General features: G+C 52.6%; 18 protein-coding genes. 16 read left to right on the top strand and 2 right to left on the bottom strand.

Going from position 1 to position 17,338, the window contains the following annotated elements; all coding sequences use genetic code 11:
* The first annotated feature begins 122 nt into the window (after positions 1 to 122).
* The 5 genes from NSS64_RS13865 to NSS64_RS13845 all read left to right on the top strand — a co-directional run bounded on the left by NSS64_RS13865 (position 123) and on the right by NSS64_RS13845 (position 5,252).
* On the top strand, positions 123 to 1,403 hold the full coding sequence (locus NSS64_RS13865) for a stalk domain-containing protein (RefSeq protein ID WP_341140484.1): 1,281 nt from the start codon (positions 123 to 125) through the stop codon (positions 1,401 to 1,403).
* A 321-nt stretch (positions 1,404 to 1,724) separates the two neighbouring features.
* Entirely contained in the window at positions 1,725 to 2,240 is a 516-nt protein-coding gene (locus NSS64_RS13860; RefSeq protein WP_036728818.1) for a sigma-70 family RNA polymerase sigma factor, read from the top strand.
* Between the two features lie 23 nt (positions 2,241 to 2,263).
* Complete coding sequence (locus NSS64_RS13855) at positions 2,264 to 3,382, top strand: hypothetical protein (protein WP_340941056.1); 1,119 nt, start codon at positions 2,264 to 2,266, stop codon at positions 3,380 to 3,382.
* The gene (locus tag NSS64_RS13850; protein WP_341140483.1) at positions 3,379 to 4,374 is read left to right on the top strand and encodes an ABC transporter ATP-binding protein; all 996 of its coding nucleotides are present in this window, start codon (positions 3,379 to 3,381) and stop codon (positions 4,372 to 4,374) included. The genes NSS64_RS13855 and NSS64_RS13850 overlap by 4 nt, the downstream gene beginning before the upstream one ends.
* Complete coding sequence (locus NSS64_RS13845; protein ID WP_341140482.1) at positions 4,371 to 5,252, top strand: ABC transporter permease subunit; 882 nt, start codon at positions 4,371 to 4,373, stop codon at positions 5,250 to 5,252. The genes NSS64_RS13850 and NSS64_RS13845 overlap by 4 nt, the downstream gene beginning before the upstream one ends.
* 96 nt (positions 5,253 to 5,348) lie before the next feature.
* On the opposite strand, the gene NSS64_RS13840 is transcribed toward NSS64_RS13845, so the two are convergent.
* The gene (locus tag NSS64_RS13840) at positions 5,349 to 5,675 is read right to left on the bottom strand and encodes a winged helix-turn-helix transcriptional regulator (protein WP_340941052.1); all 327 of its coding nucleotides are present in this window, start codon (positions 5,673 to 5,675) and stop codon (positions 5,349 to 5,351) included.
* A 208-nt stretch (positions 5,676 to 5,883) separates the two neighbouring features.
* Here NSS64_RS13840 and NSS64_RS13835 point away from each other — a divergent pair, with 208 nt between their 5' ends.
* The 7 genes from NSS64_RS13835 (at position 5,884) to NSS64_RS13805 (ending at position 12,602) form a co-directional block, all read left to right on the top strand.
* The gene (locus tag NSS64_RS13835; RefSeq protein ID WP_340941051.1) at positions 5,884 to 6,666 is read left to right on the top strand and encodes a GTP cyclohydrolase II; all 783 of its coding nucleotides are present in this window, start codon (positions 5,884 to 5,886) and stop codon (positions 6,664 to 6,666) included.
* A gap of 110 nt (positions 6,667 to 6,776) precedes the next feature.
* Positions 6,777 to 7,832, top strand: coding sequence for an ABC transporter ATP-binding protein (locus NSS64_RS13830; protein WP_340941050.1), 1,056 nt, complete (start codon positions 6,777 to 6,779; stop codon positions 7,830 to 7,832).
* 70 nt (positions 7,833 to 7,902) lie between these two features.
* Positions 7,903 to 8,697, top strand: a complete 795-nt coding sequence (locus tag NSS64_RS13825) for an ABC transporter permease (protein WP_036730060.1) — start codon at positions 7,903 to 7,905, stop codon at positions 8,695 to 8,697.
* Between the two features lie 8 nt (positions 8,698 to 8,705).
* Positions 8,706 to 9,491 (top strand): ABC transporter permease, encoded by a 786-nt coding sequence (locus NSS64_RS13820; RefSeq protein ID WP_340941048.1) that lies wholly within the window; start codon positions 8,706 to 8,708, stop codon positions 9,489 to 9,491.
* Positions 9,492 to 9,724: 233 nt separating this feature from the next.
* Entirely contained in the window at positions 9,725 to 10,714 is a 990-nt protein-coding gene (locus NSS64_RS13815) for an ROK family protein (RefSeq protein ID WP_341140481.1), read from the top strand.
* Between the two features lie 309 nt (positions 10,715 to 11,023).
* Positions 11,024 to 11,956: an NAD-dependent epimerase/dehydratase family protein gene (locus NSS64_RS13810; protein ID WP_341140480.1), complete on the top strand. Its 933-nt coding sequence runs from the start codon at positions 11,024 to 11,026 to the stop codon at positions 11,954 to 11,956.
* A 115-nt stretch (positions 11,957 to 12,071) separates the two neighbouring features.
* Positions 12,072 to 12,602 carry a hypothetical protein gene (locus tag NSS64_RS13805; RefSeq protein WP_341142812.1) on the top strand — a complete coding sequence of 177 codons (531 nt, stop codon included), beginning with the start codon at positions 12,072 to 12,074 and terminating at the stop codon, positions 12,600 to 12,602.
* Between the two features lie 138 nt (positions 12,603 to 12,740).
* Here the strand turns inward: NSS64_RS13805 and NSS64_RS13800 are convergent, their stop codons facing one another.
* On the bottom strand, positions 12,741 to 13,184 hold the full coding sequence (locus NSS64_RS13800) for a DUF4395 domain-containing protein (RefSeq protein ID WP_341140479.1): 444 nt from the start codon (positions 13,182 to 13,184) through the stop codon (positions 12,741 to 12,743).
* A gap of 208 nt (positions 13,185 to 13,392) precedes the next feature.
* Between NSS64_RS13800 and NSS64_RS13795 the strand changes: the two genes are divergently transcribed.
* The 4 genes from NSS64_RS13795 to NSS64_RS13780 all read left to right on the top strand — a co-directional run bounded on the left by NSS64_RS13795 (position 13,393) and on the right by NSS64_RS13780 (position 17,329).
* Positions 13,393 to 13,962: a TetR/AcrR family transcriptional regulator gene (locus tag NSS64_RS13795; protein WP_340941041.1), complete on the top strand. Its 570-nt coding sequence runs from the start codon at positions 13,393 to 13,395 to the stop codon at positions 13,960 to 13,962.
* A gap of 66 nt (positions 13,963 to 14,028) precedes the next feature.
* Positions 14,029 to 15,483, top strand: a complete 1,455-nt coding sequence (locus tag NSS64_RS13790) for a DHA2 family efflux MFS transporter permease subunit (protein WP_340944552.1) — start codon at positions 14,029 to 14,031, stop codon at positions 15,481 to 15,483.
* Between the two features lie 182 nt (positions 15,484 to 15,665).
* Positions 15,666 to 15,998 carry a PadR family transcriptional regulator gene (locus NSS64_RS13785; protein ID WP_036694109.1) on the top strand — a complete coding sequence of 111 codons (333 nt, stop codon included), beginning with the start codon at positions 15,666 to 15,668 and terminating at the stop codon, positions 15,996 to 15,998.
* On the top strand, positions 15,998 to 17,329 hold the full coding sequence (locus NSS64_RS13780; RefSeq protein ID WP_341140478.1) for an FtsW/RodA/SpoVE family cell cycle protein: 1,332 nt from the start codon (positions 15,998 to 16,000) through the stop codon (positions 17,327 to 17,329). Before NSS64_RS13785 ends, NSS64_RS13780 begins: the two co-directional genes overlap by 1 nt.
* Positions 17,330 to 17,338: the final 9 nt, after the last annotated feature.

The raw sequence follows: 17,338 nt of genomic DNA, 5'->3' as shown, positions 1-17,338 counted from the left end.
CGCGTGCGGGAGGGCTTTTTCTGTGCGTCAAAAAATCATTTTTTGACTGGTTCTGTTTAAACGCGGGACTGACGGGTTATAAATCTAAAAATCCGTTTGTTTTGCGAAAGGATGGGGTATAGGTGAGAAAAAGGCGAATGTCCGGACCTGTGATCCGGCGGTTATGGACGGCTGTCATCTGGCTGGGAGTAGCCGTAGCGCTGAGTGTATCAGCGGGCCAAGCGCAAGCTTCGCCAGCTGCGGGCAAAACGATAGAGGTCAATCTGGATGACAAACCATTGACTTTTGAGAAAGCTCCCTTGCTGGATAAAGGGACAACGCTGGTTCCATTCCGTCCGCTGTTCGAAGCGATGGGCCTTACAGTAGGCTGGAATCCGGCACAGCAGACGGTAACCGGCACGAAGGAAGGCCTAACCATCGTCATGACGATAGGCAGCAAGACGGCTACCGTCAATGGAACCAGTGTTCAGCTATTGCAAGCGCCAACAATTATAGACAGCTACACGATGGTCCCGCTCCGCTTCGTCGGGGAGTCCACTCAGGCACTGGTCGCATGGAACCCGTATAAGCCGCAGATTCTCGTCTATACCGATCCGTATCTGGCCGCCAATGGTCTGACCAAAGCAACGGCGAAGGCGGCGGTTGACAAGCAAATTGCCGAATTCAAAAAAGTATACGATGAGCAGATCGCCAGCCAGCCGCAACCGACCAAGCCGCCGGCACCAGGGACTGTGCCGAATGCTCCGGCCGGAGACGGCTCCTACAAGCCAGCCGCTTCGGACCAGGTGAATCTGAGCAATCTGCAGGGAACGTACTACGGCTTCAGCCCGGACTACGACGGGTATGAATGCGGCGGGATGTGCTGGAATATCATCACCTTCCTGCCCGGTAATAAAGTGGTTGTTGATGCTCCAAAGCAAGGCGGACCGGAGACGATCAACTGCTCGCGTGACGGCTGCCAGACTTACACCATACAGAGTGGTAAGCTGAAGCTAAGTAACGGAGATACTTATGATATTGCGGTCAAATCCGGCAAGCTGCATATTGACGATGTTGAGCTTAGCCGGGTCAAAACAGTCAAGAACGGGCTGACCCTAAGCGGTACTTATGTCCACCGTGGCTTCCAGGGGCTGGCTGGGATATCTGCCGGATCAACTTCATGGACACGGACGCTGGTGCTGAACAGCAATGGAACCTTCACCAGCGACAACCTGATGCTGGGTACCGTCCAGGGCGGAGCACCCACAACAGGCGGGGCCGGCGGTTCAGACACCGGTTCCTACAAGATAAGCGGGAATACCATCGTATTCGCTTTTGGTAACGGTAAGGTATCCAGTTCCCTATTCTTCCAGCATGATGACGGCAGCATCCAGGTTGGGGACGAGAATTACAGCAAGCAATAGTCAGGAATGGAATAGCAAGACGCAAACGGTCCCCGGGATTTTACCGGAGGACCGTTTTTTTGTGACAGATAAGCATTTATATGTTTTGGTGTCCCCGCAAAGTACCTGAGTCATCACCTACGCTAAAGCCCCACTTTGTGGGGTTATTTGGCGGATGTAGATGCATAGGACAGCGCCCGGAGTGGATGTATGCGGGTCAACCGGCCTGCCGTATAATTAGAAGATCAGAATTGCTGGAGAGAAATCTTGAGGCAAGATGATACAAATTAGCCCCAGCCTTCGTCTTACTTATAGCTGCAGCGGATAAGGAGGATTACCCTAATGAATATTCCGGAATCAGACCCATACAAATTAATCTTTTATGAGCATTACCCGAGTGTGCGTCGCAAGCTGGCGGCACTTGTGAGGGACGAGAGTGCTGCCGATGATCTGGCGCAGGAGGTTTTTATCAGACTTTACAGAAACCCGCCGGATGATCCCGCAGCGCTGGGGGCGTGGCTGCATAGAGTGCTAACACGGATCGGATATGATTATCTGAACCAGCGGGTGAGAGAGCGGCGTCTGATCAACAAGCAGGAGCTGTTATATGATGCGGGGGCTTCTGCTCCTACAGGGGAAGAAGTAGTCCTCAGCAAGCTGGATCAGGAAGATGTGCGGAGCTGGCTGGAGGATCTTCCCGAACGGGACCGGCAGGCCCTGCTGCTTAAGTATTCGGGCTACAGCTACGCGGAGATCGCCGGGGAGCTGGGAGTGAAGCCGCCAGTAGTCGGAACCCTGTTAAGCCGGGCGACTGCCAAACTGAAACACCATGCGGTGAAATCCATTCCGCAAGAATAATGAGATCCGGGAGGAAAGAAACCATGAATAGAGCAAACGGGCAGATACAGCCACAGAACACAGATGCAGCCTGGGCGAAATTACAGGAGAAGCTGGAAGACGAGCCGGTCAATCCGGTGTGGGCTACATGGGGCAAGCAAGAGACCACTCTAGAGGAACAGACTGCCAAGGCTGATAGATCAGATAGAACAGAACCGGCAGCAGATGAAGTGCTTCCGGCAGCTAAGGCGGAACATCTTGCAGCAGCGGAGTCCGTACAGAAGACAGGGCGGAAGACGAGCCGGCCTATGAGCCGCAGCCGCAAGTGGGCCGCAGCGGCAGCAGGCGTAGCGATTTTCGCAGCTGTTCTGGCCACTCCGGTAGGGAATACGGCCATGGCCGCCCTGCTGAACCAGTTCAAGATGCAGGAGGCAACCGTCGTCGAAGAAAGCGATCTGCGGGATATGTTCTATCAGGCGTCGGAAGACGGGAACTTCAGCCAAACGATGAATTCCTTCGGAGACATCTCATCCGTTAACGGGAGCATCAGCGGTGAAATTCCGGTTGGCAAAATTCAAGGTTTGCTGGGATATGAGCCTTTGAAGGGTGCGAATATTGCTGCTGCAAAGACAGCAGATGTATCACCAAGCCGGGATATTACTCTAACCCTGAAGGTGGATGAAGTGAACAAGGCACTGAAACGCCTGGGCTCGGACAATCTGCTGCCTACGTCTGTAGATGGCAAGCCGATTACGCTTCATATCCCCGAGCAAGTGTATTATGATCTGGGCACCGGTCAGCACTGGGGATCCTTATCACAGATGAATACACCTGTCGTTACCGTAGATCCTTCTGTGGATCTGGACGAAGCGATTGATGCGGTCGTGAACTTCCCGCTGATTCCAGATAATCTGAGAAGCAGCCTGCAGAAGAGCCGGATCTTGTCCGGTGATCTGCCGATGCCGCTGATCAAGGGCAGTCATGATGAACAGATTACGGTGGCCGGTACGCAGGTCATTCTTACTGAAATGAAGTTCAGTAACAGCAACAGCTACATGGCTGTCTGGGTGCAGAAGGGGCAGGTTCTGCAGCTTAGCGGCGGAGACCTCTATCCTGACCGCGAGCAGTTCCTCCAGAAAGTACAGGAGTTGATCACACAATGAGCAGTATCCCTGCGATTGATGCGAACGCCTTGACCAAAGCTTATCCGAATGGACGCGGCTGCCGGGATGTTACTTTGACTGTGGGGAAAGGGGAAGCCTTCGGCTTCCTCGGCCCCAACGGTGCCGGCAAGAGTACCTTTGTCAAAATGCTGGTTGGACTCATCTCGCCAACAGGCGGTCAGGCTTCCATTCTGGGCCATCCGCTCGGCTCTATCGAAGCCAAAATGAAGATTGGCTATCTGCCGGAGCTGTACCGCTACCAGGATTGGCTGACCGGTGAAGAGGTGGTCAGGCTTCATGCCAAGCTGTGCCGGATTCCGAAATCCGTCATGGATCAGAGAATTCCCCAGCTCCTGCAGGAGGTAGGCATCGGGCTGCGCGGAAGTGACCGGGTCAAGCATTATTCCAAGGGAATGCAGCAGCGGCTGGGTCTTGCGTGTGCGCTGGTGAATGATCCGGAGATTCTTTTCCTGGATGAACCCTCCTCAGCCCTTGATCCCATCGGGAGAATGGAAGTGCGTAAGATTCTGCAGCGGCTGAAGGGACGGGGAATTACTATTTTTCTCAACTCTCATTTACTTGAGGATGTTGAAGTGCTGTGCGACAGGATGGCTCTGCTGAGTAACGGAGCGGTCCTGCGGCACGGCAAAGTAGCGGAGATGCTGAACAAACGGACAAGCTGGCATTTCAAAGTAGGCGGATACACGCCTTTTTTGCTGTCCTGGCTTAATGAGCATACAGGGTTATCCATCCGGCAATCCGTGCCTGCGGCTGGGAAATCAGGCTATGACCCGGCTCAGGAGGAGGACTCAGATTCAAGCATTGTGTGGCTTGCGGCGGAGCTGGATCATGAGGAGCAGGCGGGCTGGCTGAACGGGCTGATGGTCCAGCAGGGGATGACGCTGTATCAGGTGATCCGCCAGACGGAGCGGCTGGAGGACTGGTTCATGGATGCGGTAGCCGGGCTAAGTCATAGGGGGGAGAAGGAATGAGAACCATAGTTGCAATGACCTGGAAGGAAATGCTTCGTAAAAAAGTGATGCTGCTAACCCTCCTGCTTACCCTGGTGTTCCTGATTGCCTTCTGGTTTGTGGCCGATACCGTAGGAACGAACGATCAAGGGACCGGAACGCTGGGTAATGGCAGCGGGTTGTTCATGCAGTACATGAACGGCGCTTTTATTCTGAGTCTAGGCTTCTTCTTCGGCGCGTTCGTTATTGCCTTTCTGGCGATTTTCAGCTCTTTCTCGGTGATTGCTGGTGAAGCGGAGCAGGGGGTCATGCAGGCTCTGTTACCCCGGCCCCTGCCGCGCTGGAAATGGTATTTTGGCCGCTGGCTAGGCTTCGTTACGCTGGGAACGATCTATGCACTCATTCTGTTCACCGCCATCCTGCTGATTACAAATGCCCACGCAAATGTTCCCAGAGAAGCGGCCGTGCTGGCGAGGTCATTCCTCCTGTTTGCCTCTGTAGTTCCCTTGTTAATCTCCGTATCCATGCTGGGTTCGGGACTATTCTCGGCGCTTGGCAACGGTGTGTTCATGACAATGCTCTACGGGGCGGGATTTCTCGGCGGGATGGTAGATAAGCTTAGCGGGTCGCTGAGACTGGAGGACGACGGACTGAAGGTGTTGAATAATCTGACTGGAATGATCTCGATGATTATGCCGGCAGATACCTTGCAGCGCCGAATGACAGTCGAGCTGTTCAGCTTACAGGATATGAATGGTATGGTATCGATGGATAACGGGGCGCTTAGTCTGATGAATTTCAATTCATTTCCGTCTAATACCTTTGTCGCATACGCTGTAATCTACACTGTGGTTATCTTTGGGCTGGGGCTTCTGCGCTTTCAGCGTAAGGATCTGTAGGAATCGACCATGCTTATTATAAAATCAAACAAAGCAGCGCCCCGAAGGTTCCTGTTCAGGAGCTTCAAGGGCGCTGCTTCGCGTGCCGTGCGGGAATCATTTGGTCACGCCAATCTCGATCCAATCCGTAGACCAGTTACCGATCTCTCCAAGAATGGGAGCCAGTGCCGTACCTTTATCGGTTAACGAATACTCAATTCGTACGGGCATCTCAGGGTATACAGAACGCTGTATGATCCCTTCAGCCTCCATTTCCTTTAATCGGTCAGACAAGACCTTGCCGCTAAGATTGGACAAGCAATGCTCAATTTCCCCGAACCGCCGCGGACCATCCATCAGGACGAACACGATCAGGGCTACCCACCGCTTGCTAAGCACATCTACCGCTTTCTCGAACCGGGGGCACATTTCAAAATCATTCATAAGGATCACCTCAGCATTCATTATATCATAAACTTACAATAAGTAATTATAAATATTTAAATATATATTATAACTTGACGAAGTTATATTACAATGATAAACTAACTTACAAATAGTTACTACGTCAAAAGTTCAATATTAAAAATTAAATTAATACAATCAAAGAAGCGTATGCTATATGCTATCAAACTTTTAGGACGGTGCTCTTATGATCAACCCAGATATCCTATCTATACTACAGAACAAAATCAACCGGATTCCTATGGAAAACTCCACGAATATATTGGTCGGACCTATCACCCTGCCTGTCAATCTGGACGGGGAGACGATCACCTTCAAATGGTACAGCTGGCTGAATGTGACGGACGAAGAGCTTCAGCGCGCAGAAGGCAAGGAGGCTACCGAGCTGCTCATCAGCCGGTTGTCATCGATGAAGCTTGCGGATGGACAGCAGTCCAGTGTCCTGGTCTACGGAGATTTCGAGCATTCGGAGGAAGCGCTGATCCGGATGCACAGCATTTGCCATACTGGGGATATCTTCGGCAGCAAGCGCTGCGATTGCGGCTTCCAGCTGCACCAGTCGATGAAGATGATTGCTCAGCATGGTGCCGGGGCACTCTTTTATCTGGCGAATCATGAAGGAAGAGGCATTGGCTTGTTCAGCAAAGCAATGGCATATCTTCTTCAGGAAGAAGGGTATGATACCGTAGAGGCCAATCTGGAGCTTGGGTTCGCCGATGATTCCAGAGATTACACAGATGCGATTAGCGTGCTTCAGCATCTGCGCAGCCATCCGGTGACTCTGATCACCAACAATCCGAAGAAGCTGGAAGCTCTCCGGGCTGCCGGAATGAACACAGTGAAGCGGGTGCCGCTATGGGGCGATGTATCGGTCTTCAATGAGAAGTACCTGCGGACCAAGGTGGCCCGTTCCGGACATCTGGAGGCTGTGCCGGGTGCGGAGTTTTTTGAGGGAAGAGTGGCTAAATAAGCAGGGCGGGCGTAGGTGGAAGGAAAGGGACGAGGAAATAGATAGTACTTTTGTATTCATTCTATTATAATGGGGTACTGAACCCAATTCTTAGCTTAGTGAGGTAACCTATGAATGCTATTCAAGTGCAGGACTTGCGCAAGACCTTCAAAGTCCAAAAAAACCGCGAGGGCCTCAAAGGGGCCTTCGCTGATTTGTTTAAGCGGCAATATACCGAAGTAACGGCAGTGAAGGACATCTCGTTCAGCATTCCCGAAGGTGAGATCTGCGGATATATCGGGGAGAACGGGGCCGGGAAGTCCACAACGATCAAGATGCTAACCGGAATTCTTGTCCCTACCGCCGGCAGTCTGACTGTCGGCGGCTTCGTGCCGTACGAGGAGCGCGAGAAGTTCGTGCAGAACATCGGCGTTGTCTTCGGCCAGCGGAGCCAGCTCTGGTGGGATATCGGCGTGATTGAATCCTTCCAGCTGCTGCGCAAGGTGTACCGGGTGCCAGAGCAGGCGTTCAAAAAACGGCTGGATGAGCTGGTGGAACGCCTGGAGCTTCAGGATCTGCTGAACCGTCCGGTCCGTAAGCTGAGTCTGGGCCAGCGGATGCGCTGCGAACTGGTGGCGGCACTGCTGCACAATCCGTCCATTCTGTTCCTGGATGAACCGACGATCGGGCTGGATATTGTCGTGAAGTCGGAGATCCGCGAGTTCCTGAAGGATATGAACCGGGAGCATGGCACAACCATCCTGCTGACCACGCATGATCTGCAGGATATCGAAGCGCTCTGTTCGCGGGTCATTATGCTGGATGACGGGCGGATTATCTATGACGGAGGTCTGGATGACCTGAAGCAGCGCTGGGGAACCGGGCGTGAGGTGCAGTTCCAGTTCGGAACGGCCACGAAGCTGCAGCAGCTGATCGGCTGGACGGAAGGCATGCCGGTTACCTGGACCGCAGAGAATGAGCTGGCGGCCAAGGTCTGGATTCCGCTGGAGCTGAATGTATCGGATGTGCTGGGACGGGTCGTCGGACAGGCCGATATTACAGACATCAAAATCATCGAAACAAACACGGATGACATCGTCCGCAGTATTTATCAGTCAGGCTCGGCAGAGAAGCCGGAGGAGCGGATCGCCGCTCTCAGCGATGAGAAAGAGGTTATCCATGTCTGAGAAGCTGGCAACGGCAGTTCCCTCCTCCGGCGGTTCTCCGGGCGGTTCCGGGGAGAATGGGCGGAGGCTGCTGCTTGGCGCTTATTTTGATTTTATCCGTATCCGGTTCCTGACGATGCTTGCTTACCGGGTGAATTACTATTCGGGGATTCTGATCTACACGCTCAATATCGGGGTGAACTATTTCACCTGGAGAGCGATCTATGGCGATGGTGAATCGCTCGGCGGCTTTACCGGGGCGCAGATGACCACGTATGTGGCGGTGTCCTGGATGGCGCGTGCCTTCTACTTCAACAATCTGGACCGGGAGATCTCCACGGATATCCGTGACGGAAGCATCGCGATCCAGTTCATCCGGCCTTATAATTATGTTCTGGTCAAAATGATGCAGGGCCTCGGCGAAGGCCTGTTCCGCTTCATGATGCTGATGATCCCGGGCATGGTGATTGCCATTCTGCTGTTTCCGGTGCAGCTCCCTACGGAGCCTTCGGCTTGGGCCGGGTTCCTGGTCATGCTGTTCTTCAGCTTCCTGATCAGCTCGCAGATTAATATTATCACAGGCCTGTCTGCCTTCTTCGTGGAGAACAATGAGGGGATGATGCGCATGAAGCGTGTGGTCGTGGATCTGTTCTCGGGGCTGATTGTGCCGATTACCTTATTCCCGGACTGGTTGTCCTCCGTGCTTAAGGTACTTCCCTTCCAAGCGATTACCTATCTGCCGGGTTCTGTATTTACAGGCCGCGTGCAGGGGGTGGGCATCTGGAATGTGCTGGGTATCCAGGTCATCTGGTTCCTGATTCTGCTCATTCCGATTGTCTGGCTAAATCACGCAGCGCGCCAGCGGCTGTTCGTGCAGGGGGGTTAAGCTGAGCTATGTACTACCTGGGCTTATTGATTGAATATCTGAAGAATTATATGAAAACACGGTTAACCTACCGCGCGGATTTCTGGGTGGAGGTTATCTCCGACCTGCTGTTCCAGGCGACGAACTTTATCTTCATCCTGGTCATCTTCATGCATACTGACAGCCTGGGCGGCTGGAATCAGAACGAAGTGGTGTTCGTCTACGGCTTCTTCATGGTGCCGTTCGGCGTATTCAGCTGCTTCGTCAATATGTGGGGCTTCAGTGAGCGGTATATTGTCAAAGGCGAAATGGACCGCATTCTGACCCGTCCGGCGCATAACCTGTTCCAGATCTTCCTGGAGAATGTGGACCCGCCGTCCCTGTTCGGCTCCTTCATCGGGCTTATTGTCATGGCAATCAGTGGCAGCAATCTGGGCCTGCCGTTTGAATGGTGGACCCTGCCGATGCTGATCCTCCTGACTCTCAGCGCCGTAGCCATTTATACGGGGATCTATACAACTCTGACATCGCTGTCGTTCTATTCGGATGCTCCGACAGGCATTCTGCCGCTGATGTATAACATCCAGACGTACGGACGTTATCCGGTAACGATCTACAACCGGGCCATTCAGGTACTGCTTACCTGGATTATCCCGTTTGCTTTTGTCGGGATCTATCCGGCAGCCTTGTTCCTGCACCGCGATGAGATGCGGACGATGGCGCTGCTGACTCCGCTGGTCGGCGTGGTCTTCCTCAGCATCGGCCTGATGGCCTGGAGCTTCGGCGTCAAGCGGTACAAGGGTGCCGGTTCTTAAGCAGCTGGAATGAAATAGATATACAGTGAGGGTTGTCCCGCAGCGTGAGTATTGGCTGCAGGGGCAGCCCTCTTTGTCAATAAAATAACAGCAACCGCTATCCGCAGGATGTTCGCTTTCAAGTGAAACGTACTATCCATATGCTCGGAAAATGCTACTTATCTAAAAGTTGAAAGCGCATAATAAGAGAAGAGAGGTGCAGCATTCTAATGGGGAAAGAAGGATGGGACAGGATGGAGAAATATATAGTTGGCATTGATCTGGGCGGAACCAATATTAAGGCAGGCCTGTTCGATGAGGATTTTACGGCGGTAGAGGAAATTTCGCTACCTACAGAAGCGCAGGAGGGTCCGGCACATGTGCTGGAGCGGATCAGGCTTGCTGTTACGCAGCTATGTGCAGGAAGAGGGATTTACGAGTCACAGATTGCCTGTATGGGTATGGGAATCCCCGGCCTGCTCGACCCGGAGGAGGGACTGTCGGTCTTCTCACCGAATTTTCCCGGCTGGGAGCAGGTCCATGTGGTCAATGAAATGAAGCCTTACTACGGCTTCGAGGTCTACATAGATAATGATGTGCGGGTTAATCTTTACGGAGAATGGCACCATGGTGCCGGACAAGGATACAAGCATCTGATTCTGCTCACACTCGGCACCGGTCTCGGCTCCGGGATGGTTCATGACGGCAAGGTGCTGTATGGGACAACCTTCAGCGCTGGTGAAATCGGACATATGAATATGTACCGGCAGGGACGTCCCTGCCGGTGCGGAAGCTCTGGGTGCCTGGGGCGGTATGTGTCTGCGGTGGGGATGGTGAATACCTTCAAGGAGAAGCTGGAGGCAGGGAGGGTCAGCCTGATTCAGACCTGGACCGGGCAGACCCGGAAGCAGATCACGGCGCAGATGATCTCGGAGGCTTATGATCTCGGAGACCCCTTGGCCATTGAGGTCATGCATGAGACGGGGGAGCTGCTGGGATTCGGGCTGGCGAATGTGATTAATCTGCTGAACCCGGAGCTGGTTATTATCGGGGGCGGCATGTCCGCAGCAGGAGATCGTCTCCTGAATAGTGTCCGCGATACTGTAAATGCCCATGCGTTGAAGCTGCCCGCAAGCCGGTGCCGGATTGTTCAGGCTGAACTGGGCAACCGTGCAGGTACGCTGGGTGCTGCTGTATATGCTTATCAGAAACAGAAGCATACACAACCAGCTCATTCTAATTGAGCGAAAATTCGCGATCTACTGGCCGCACCCGCCTGATGCAAAACTATTGATTTCCAATAATTCACCATATGTCCATATAAAAGCTCGGAATCGACATGAATCGTCAAATTAACCCAATGAATACAGTGACTTGCAGGCGATATACTGATAACAACGCAGGTTACTGGAATATATATCCTTCTCTTCTATAGAAGCAGCATGGATGATCCGGTTCTTCAACAACTGCGAATTATAATCACGGGCAAATTGAATGAACCGTTAGCAGGTTGCTGAAGGTATTCATGCGTTCGATAAGGAGCCGTTCATGTTATGAATCTCGTCATTGGGGGAAATGGCAGTCTGGGCCATTCCATCACACAAGAATTACTGTCACGGGGCAGACTGGTGAAGGCTACCTACCACCGTTCCAGTCAGGCTTTACGCAGGCTGAAGGGCCCGCTGTTGACCCTGGCGGCAGTAGATGTAAGGAATGAGAAGGTGCTTGCTGAAGCGCTGAATGGGGTGACAACCGTCTATTTCTGTCTTAATGTACCGTATCAGGATTGGTACTCTGTCATGCCAGAGGCACTGGAGCGGGTAACCCGCCAGCTTAAGACTGGCCAGACCCTGGTATTTCCGGGCAATATCTACGGTTACGGCAAGCTCCAATATCTTCCGGCGGATGAACGCCATCCGAAGGAGGCACGAACCCGCAAGGGGAAGCTGCGGAATCAACTGGAGGAGCTGATTAAGACGGAGGCTGAACGGCGGGGCTTCCGTTACGTGATTCCGCGATATCCGAATTGTTACGGTCCGAATGTCACGAACCGATTATTCGGACCGATCTTCAGCGGAGCCCTCCAAGCCAGAACGATTAAGTGGCCGGTGAAGCTGGACGTTCCGCATGATCTGGTCTATATCCGCGATGCGGCCAGAGCGGCCGTGCTGCTGGCGGAGAGCGGTGAGCAGGGGGAGTGGCATGTGTCCGGCTCCGGAGCAATTGAGGGGCGGCAATTTCTGATGAATATCCACCATGCGGCTGGCAGTCCGGGAAAGTGCTGTGCGGTGCCTGGCTGGGCAGTCGGATTAGCCGGTGTGTTCAATAAGGAAGCAAGCGAATTCCATGAGCTTCTATACGAATTCGAGTATCCGCTTCTGCTGAATGATCATAAATTCATGATGCGGTTCCCCGAATACAATCCGACATCGTATAAAAAGGCTATTAGGGAAACCATAGAATGGTTCCGTGAAGAGCTGGGTTAGCGGAGTAAGCCAAGGGAAATGAGCAGCAGTGCTTTTCACTGACAAGCTTGCAGAATTGTACGCCGTTCCGGGTAGCATGATATGCTATAGGCAGTAATACACGGGAGGTAATATGATGACACGTGACATACAACATATGCCTTATGGCTATGAACCGCCAGCCAGTGAGCGCAAGGGAACGCTCATCTTCTATGATTCGTTCGAGTATGTATCGGATATGGAGCTGCTCAAGGCGGCGGAGACGGCAGTGGAGCGCAAGTTCATGAAGCTGGTGCTCTACCCGCTGCATGAAGAAACCGTCCGGCGGATGACGAAGGAGCCGGTGAAGGCCTGGTATAAGCGGGATGACCGGCTGCATGCGTGGAAAAAAGAGCAGGGACAGTCCTTCATCACCGTAGAGAGTCTCGAAGGTAAGCGAAAGAAGTACACTCCGCTGGATTCGGCGCTGCGTCATATCAGCGACATTTACCCCGCGCCGTATTTTCTCTATCTGACTCCAGATATGGCGAATCTGTTCGCCTCCTTCTCCTCCTTCGAGGAGTGGATTGTCAAGCTGCGTCTGCTGCTCTCCGAAGCGCCGGCTGAGGTCCATCCGCGACTGGAGAAGTTCCGTCACCGCTGGGATGTGGCAGGCAGGGAACGCTGAACGGGTACACCTTAGTCCGCCTCATTCCGGCAGGCGCAGGCCAGCCAAGCCTTGACAGTAGTGTTCTACTGCTGCAAGGACTGGCTGGCCTGTTCTGTGACAAGGGGTAGAGGGATGCAGCAGGAAGGGAATCCCGGATTATTTGTGAAGCCCGGCTTGCTTGCGTCTGTAAGTGTACATTCTCCACTGATAATGAATGAAGCAGCCGATACAGAAGCCGAGTATGGCAACCGTTGCTGCGATTCCGACCATCATGGTGAAGATATATCCGGCGATCGTCCATCCGGCCAGAAAGCTGACCAGTCCGCCTGCCAGACAGAAGACGGCAATCTTCTGGTTGAATTGCTGCTGCTCCGGGTCTTCAAGCACATAGGCGGAGCGCGGCTTCGTCAGCAGCGGGCTGCATAGCCTGATGACGGGATTATATCCGAAGATTAGTCCTGATAATCCGGCCGCAAGCGGGAGAGCGAGAATCCAGTGGAGACCTGTGAGCAAGGCCAGTAATACAGAGATGACAATGAAGGCCTGATTGAGCTTCACTAGCGGGCGGGGAATTCCGTGCATTGCAGGCTTTTGACTCATTGTAATCACACCTTTCACATTGGAATAATTACTTTTAATTCGATTATAGCGGCAGAACAGATGCGTGGCAATCCTTAAGTCTTATGACCCAATAGTGAATATTAAAAATTAAAATTATTATCCATTGACAGGAGGCGTTTTTTTGTGGTTTTATTATGTAGACCAATTGTTATAATGGTTGGATCGTCAAGATAAGGAAGTGTAGAGCTTGTCAAACAAGCCTAATGCACGCGAAGCCATTGTGGATACGGCTTCCAGGTTGTTTTTTACACAGGGGTACCATGCTACCGGACTGAATCAGATCATTAAAGACAGCGAATCGCCCAAGGGTTCCTTGTATTATTATTTTCCCCACGGCAAAGAGGAGCTGGCCCTGACCTGCATTAACCGGACTAGTGAAGAGGTAGCCCGTTTATTGCGCCATTATATGGAGAGTGAAGCGGTGCCGGCTCAGGCTGTGCAGAATTTCATCATGTCTATGGCAAATGAGGCGGAGAAATCCTCTTTTGAAGGACTGGTTCCGTTCAGCTTCTGGGTAGCCGTGGAGACCTCCTGTGTCAGCCATGAGCTGCGCACTGCTTGCCAGTGTGTCTTCAGGGATTGGCAGGATATTATTGCGAAGCGTCTGATCCGGGAGGGGGTACAGGAGGAATCGGCAGAGTGCAAAGCTTCGGTGGTGGTCTCCTTGTTCGAGGGGGCGCTGCTGCAGGCGTTGACCTGCAGAAATATTCAACCGCTGGAAGCAGCAGCAGAGTGCATTCCGGCAATACTGGCTTAACCGTAATACGCAAGACCATAGAGAGATATACACAGATACCAGGAGGATACGAGAGTGAATGCAACTATGACTGACAAGGGTTCAAGTAAGCCCCGGCAATTCAAGACTTTACCCATTCTGATCTCCCTGCTGATTGCCGGCTTCATCGGCATGTTCAGTGAGACCGCCCTAAATGTAGCTTTAAGTGATCTTATGAATGTCCTGCAAATTACACCATCGACGGCGCAGTGGCTGACTACCGCCTATCTGCTGACGCTGGGCATTCTGGTTCCGATCTCAGGGATGCTTCTGCAGTGGTTCACCACAAGACAGTTGTTCGTCGCTGCCCTATGCTTCTCCATTCTGGGCACGTTCCTTGCGGCGATGTCGCCGAATTTCGAGTTTCTGCTCACTGCGAGAGTGGTGCAGGCTATGGGAACCGCGCTGCTTCTGCCGCTGATGTTCAATACGATTCTAATCATCATTCCCGCTGAGAAAAGAGGGGCGGCGATGGGACTTATCGGCTTGGTAATCATGGTAGCTCCGGCAATTGGACCTACGATTGCCGGTCTGCTGATTGAGAGCCTGAGCTGGCACTGGATCTTCTGGCTGTCCCTGCCGTTCCTGGTAATGGCTCTAATTAGCGGAATCCTCTTCATGCAGAACGTTACGGAAGTGACGAAGCCGAAGATTGATGTCCTGTCCATTATTCTGTCCTCCTTCGGCTTCGGCGGTATTGTCTACGGCTTCAGCAGCGCCGGTGAAGCGGAAGGCTGGGGAAGTCCGAAGGTTATTATCGCCATCGTGATCGGTGCGATTGCCCTTATTCTGTTCTGTATCCGCCAGTTGACGATGAAGCAGCCGATGATTGATCTGCGCGCCTTCAAGTTCCCGATGTTCGTGGTAGGGGTACTGATGGTCTTCATCTGTATGATGGTCATTCTCTCCTCGATGCTGATTCTTCCGATGTATCTGCAGCAGGGACAAGGGTATTCAGCCTTCAAGGCAGGATTACTGCTGCTGCCGGGCGGAATCATCAACGGGCTGATGTCGCCGGTCATGGGACGTCTGTTCGACAAATACGGTCCGAAATGGCTGGTTATCCCTGGACTGGTGCTCGTCGCTGTCTCCTTGTGGTTCTTCTCGGGGATTACAGCTACTTCAACCGTCGTCTTCGTGATCGTGCTTCACAGTGTGCTTATGATCGGAATCTCCATGATTATGATGCCTGCCCAGACGAATGGTATCAATCAGCTTCCGCTGGAATACTACCCGCATGGTACTGCCATTATGAATACACTTCAGCAGGTGGCGGGTGCGATTGGTACAGCACTGGCGGTAAGCATCATGACCTCCGGCTCCAAAAGCTACATGCAGACCGTCACTAACCCGGCTGATCCGCTGAACATCGGCGCTGCCTTCACTCATGGGGTGCAGAATGCCTTCATCTTCGGGATGGTCATGGCTATTATAGGTCTGGTGATTGCGTTCTTCCTTAAGCGTGTCATCGTTTCGCACAAGACTCAGGCTTCTATGCATTAATTAATCTGCTATTGACTAAGAACCTCTCCTTGCTAAAATGGGCAGCCATTTGGCGGGAGAGGTTTATTTGTGTTTGCTAATGTATGGAGGCGGATGTGAGGCGGCTGGACTTCGTTTGGTTAATACTGTATATTAAGCATAGATTAACGATGTATAGGTGAAACAAACAGGAGGAAATGCCGATGAAGGTCAGCAAAGAAATGCTGAAGGGGAGCACGGGGACGATGATCCTCACTCTGCTGCTGGACAGGCCGCTGTACGGGTACGAGCTGATTAAAGAGCTGGAGCAGCGCTCGCAGGGAGTTTTTGCCCTGAAGGAGGGTACGCTCTACCCGATTCTCCATGCGATGGAGAGCGAACGCTGGGTGGAAGCGTATTGGATGGAGGTAGACGGACGCAGACGCAAGTATTACCGGCTATTGGATGAAGGCAAGCACAAGCTTCAGGAGAAGAAGGCGGAATGGGCGCTGTTCAAGGGTGCCATGGATACCGTTCTGGGGGAGGGCAGCGGCTGATGGAACCAAATCAGAAGGTGTTGAACCGCTATTTGAATAAGGTGTGCGCCGAAGTAAAGGCTAAAGGAATGCACGATGAGATCCGGGAGGAGCTGAGCGGACATTTCGCCGACCTGATGACGGAGAGGCAGCAGCAGGGGGCATCCGAAGAAGAGGCGCAGCAGTATGCAATTGCACAATTGGGTGATCCGCAGGCCATCGGCCGGAATCTGCACCAGATTCACAAGCCCAGGATTCCTTGGTCGCTGCTGGCGGGTGTTATTCTGTTGTCGGCGGTAAGTCTGCTGGGGATGGCGGCTGTGGAAGCGGGGTTTGGGGACTCCCCGATTCCTGATGCTCTTTTGCTGCGCCAGTCTGTGTATATCGCCCTTGGGACCGCGGTAATGGCTATCATGTATTTCGTCAATTTCAAACAAATACAGCGTGCCTCGGGATTTATCTATGGAGTAGCATTATTATCAATCTTTTTCAGCTTGATGCTAGGCATGAAAATGATTAATGGTGAAAACCGTTATATTGAAACTTTGGGAATCCCCTTCGATGTGATCGGATACAGTCCTTATGTGTTTGTAGTTGCTCTGGCAGGGATTTTGAACAGACAAGGCTTCATGAAATCATGGGGCGGACGAACAAGAGACTTAACGGAATTATCGTTATTGCTGCTGCCAGCCGCGATGTATGCGGTTATCCCCGCTTTTCCTGAACTAATTGTATATCTGACCGTATCCTTGATGCTCTATATCTGGATGACAGGCCGCTGGATTAGAGGTGCGGTGATTGCTGTAACCAGTCTAATGGGCGGGGCAATCTATGTGTGGAACCAACTGCAACTGCGGGAACGAATCATGGCGGCAATTCAAGCGGATCATAGAGATACGGGCGCAGGCTACTTGAATAGTGTAATTCACAACACGCTAACCTCCGCAGGCTGGAGAGGACAGGGAATGGGCTATAGAGGAGCGGAAGAACGCTTGTTGTTTCCTTATACGGACCTTTTTCCTGTGTACCTGATCCAAAGCTTCGGCTGGGCCGGAGGCCTGCTGCTGCTTGCACTGACCTGCTGGTTAGTACTCAAAATGTTCTCCTACGCCCGCGCGGTAAGCGATACCTACGGCAGGATGCTGATCCTTGCGTTGACGCTGATGCTCTCAATCCGCTTGCTGTATGGCTTATCTATACTCAGCGGCAGAATGCCGCTTGTGTCTATACCGTTCCCGTTCCTGAGCTACGGACAGCATGTGTTCATTGAATTCGCGGCTCTCGGGCTGCTGATGGGGGTCTACAGGCGCAAAGATATGCTCCCAGCGGGTCAAGCTCCATCTTCGCTATAGACGCTCCCT

This window comes from Paenibacillus sp. FSL H8-0122 (assembly GCF_038005345.1).
In the GTDB taxonomy this organism is placed as follows: Bacteria; Bacillota; Bacilli; order Paenibacillales; family Paenibacillaceae; genus Paenibacillus_AQ.
The sequence above is the reverse complement of the archived record's forward strand: the minus strand, read 5'-3'. Positions and strand labels throughout refer to the sequence as shown.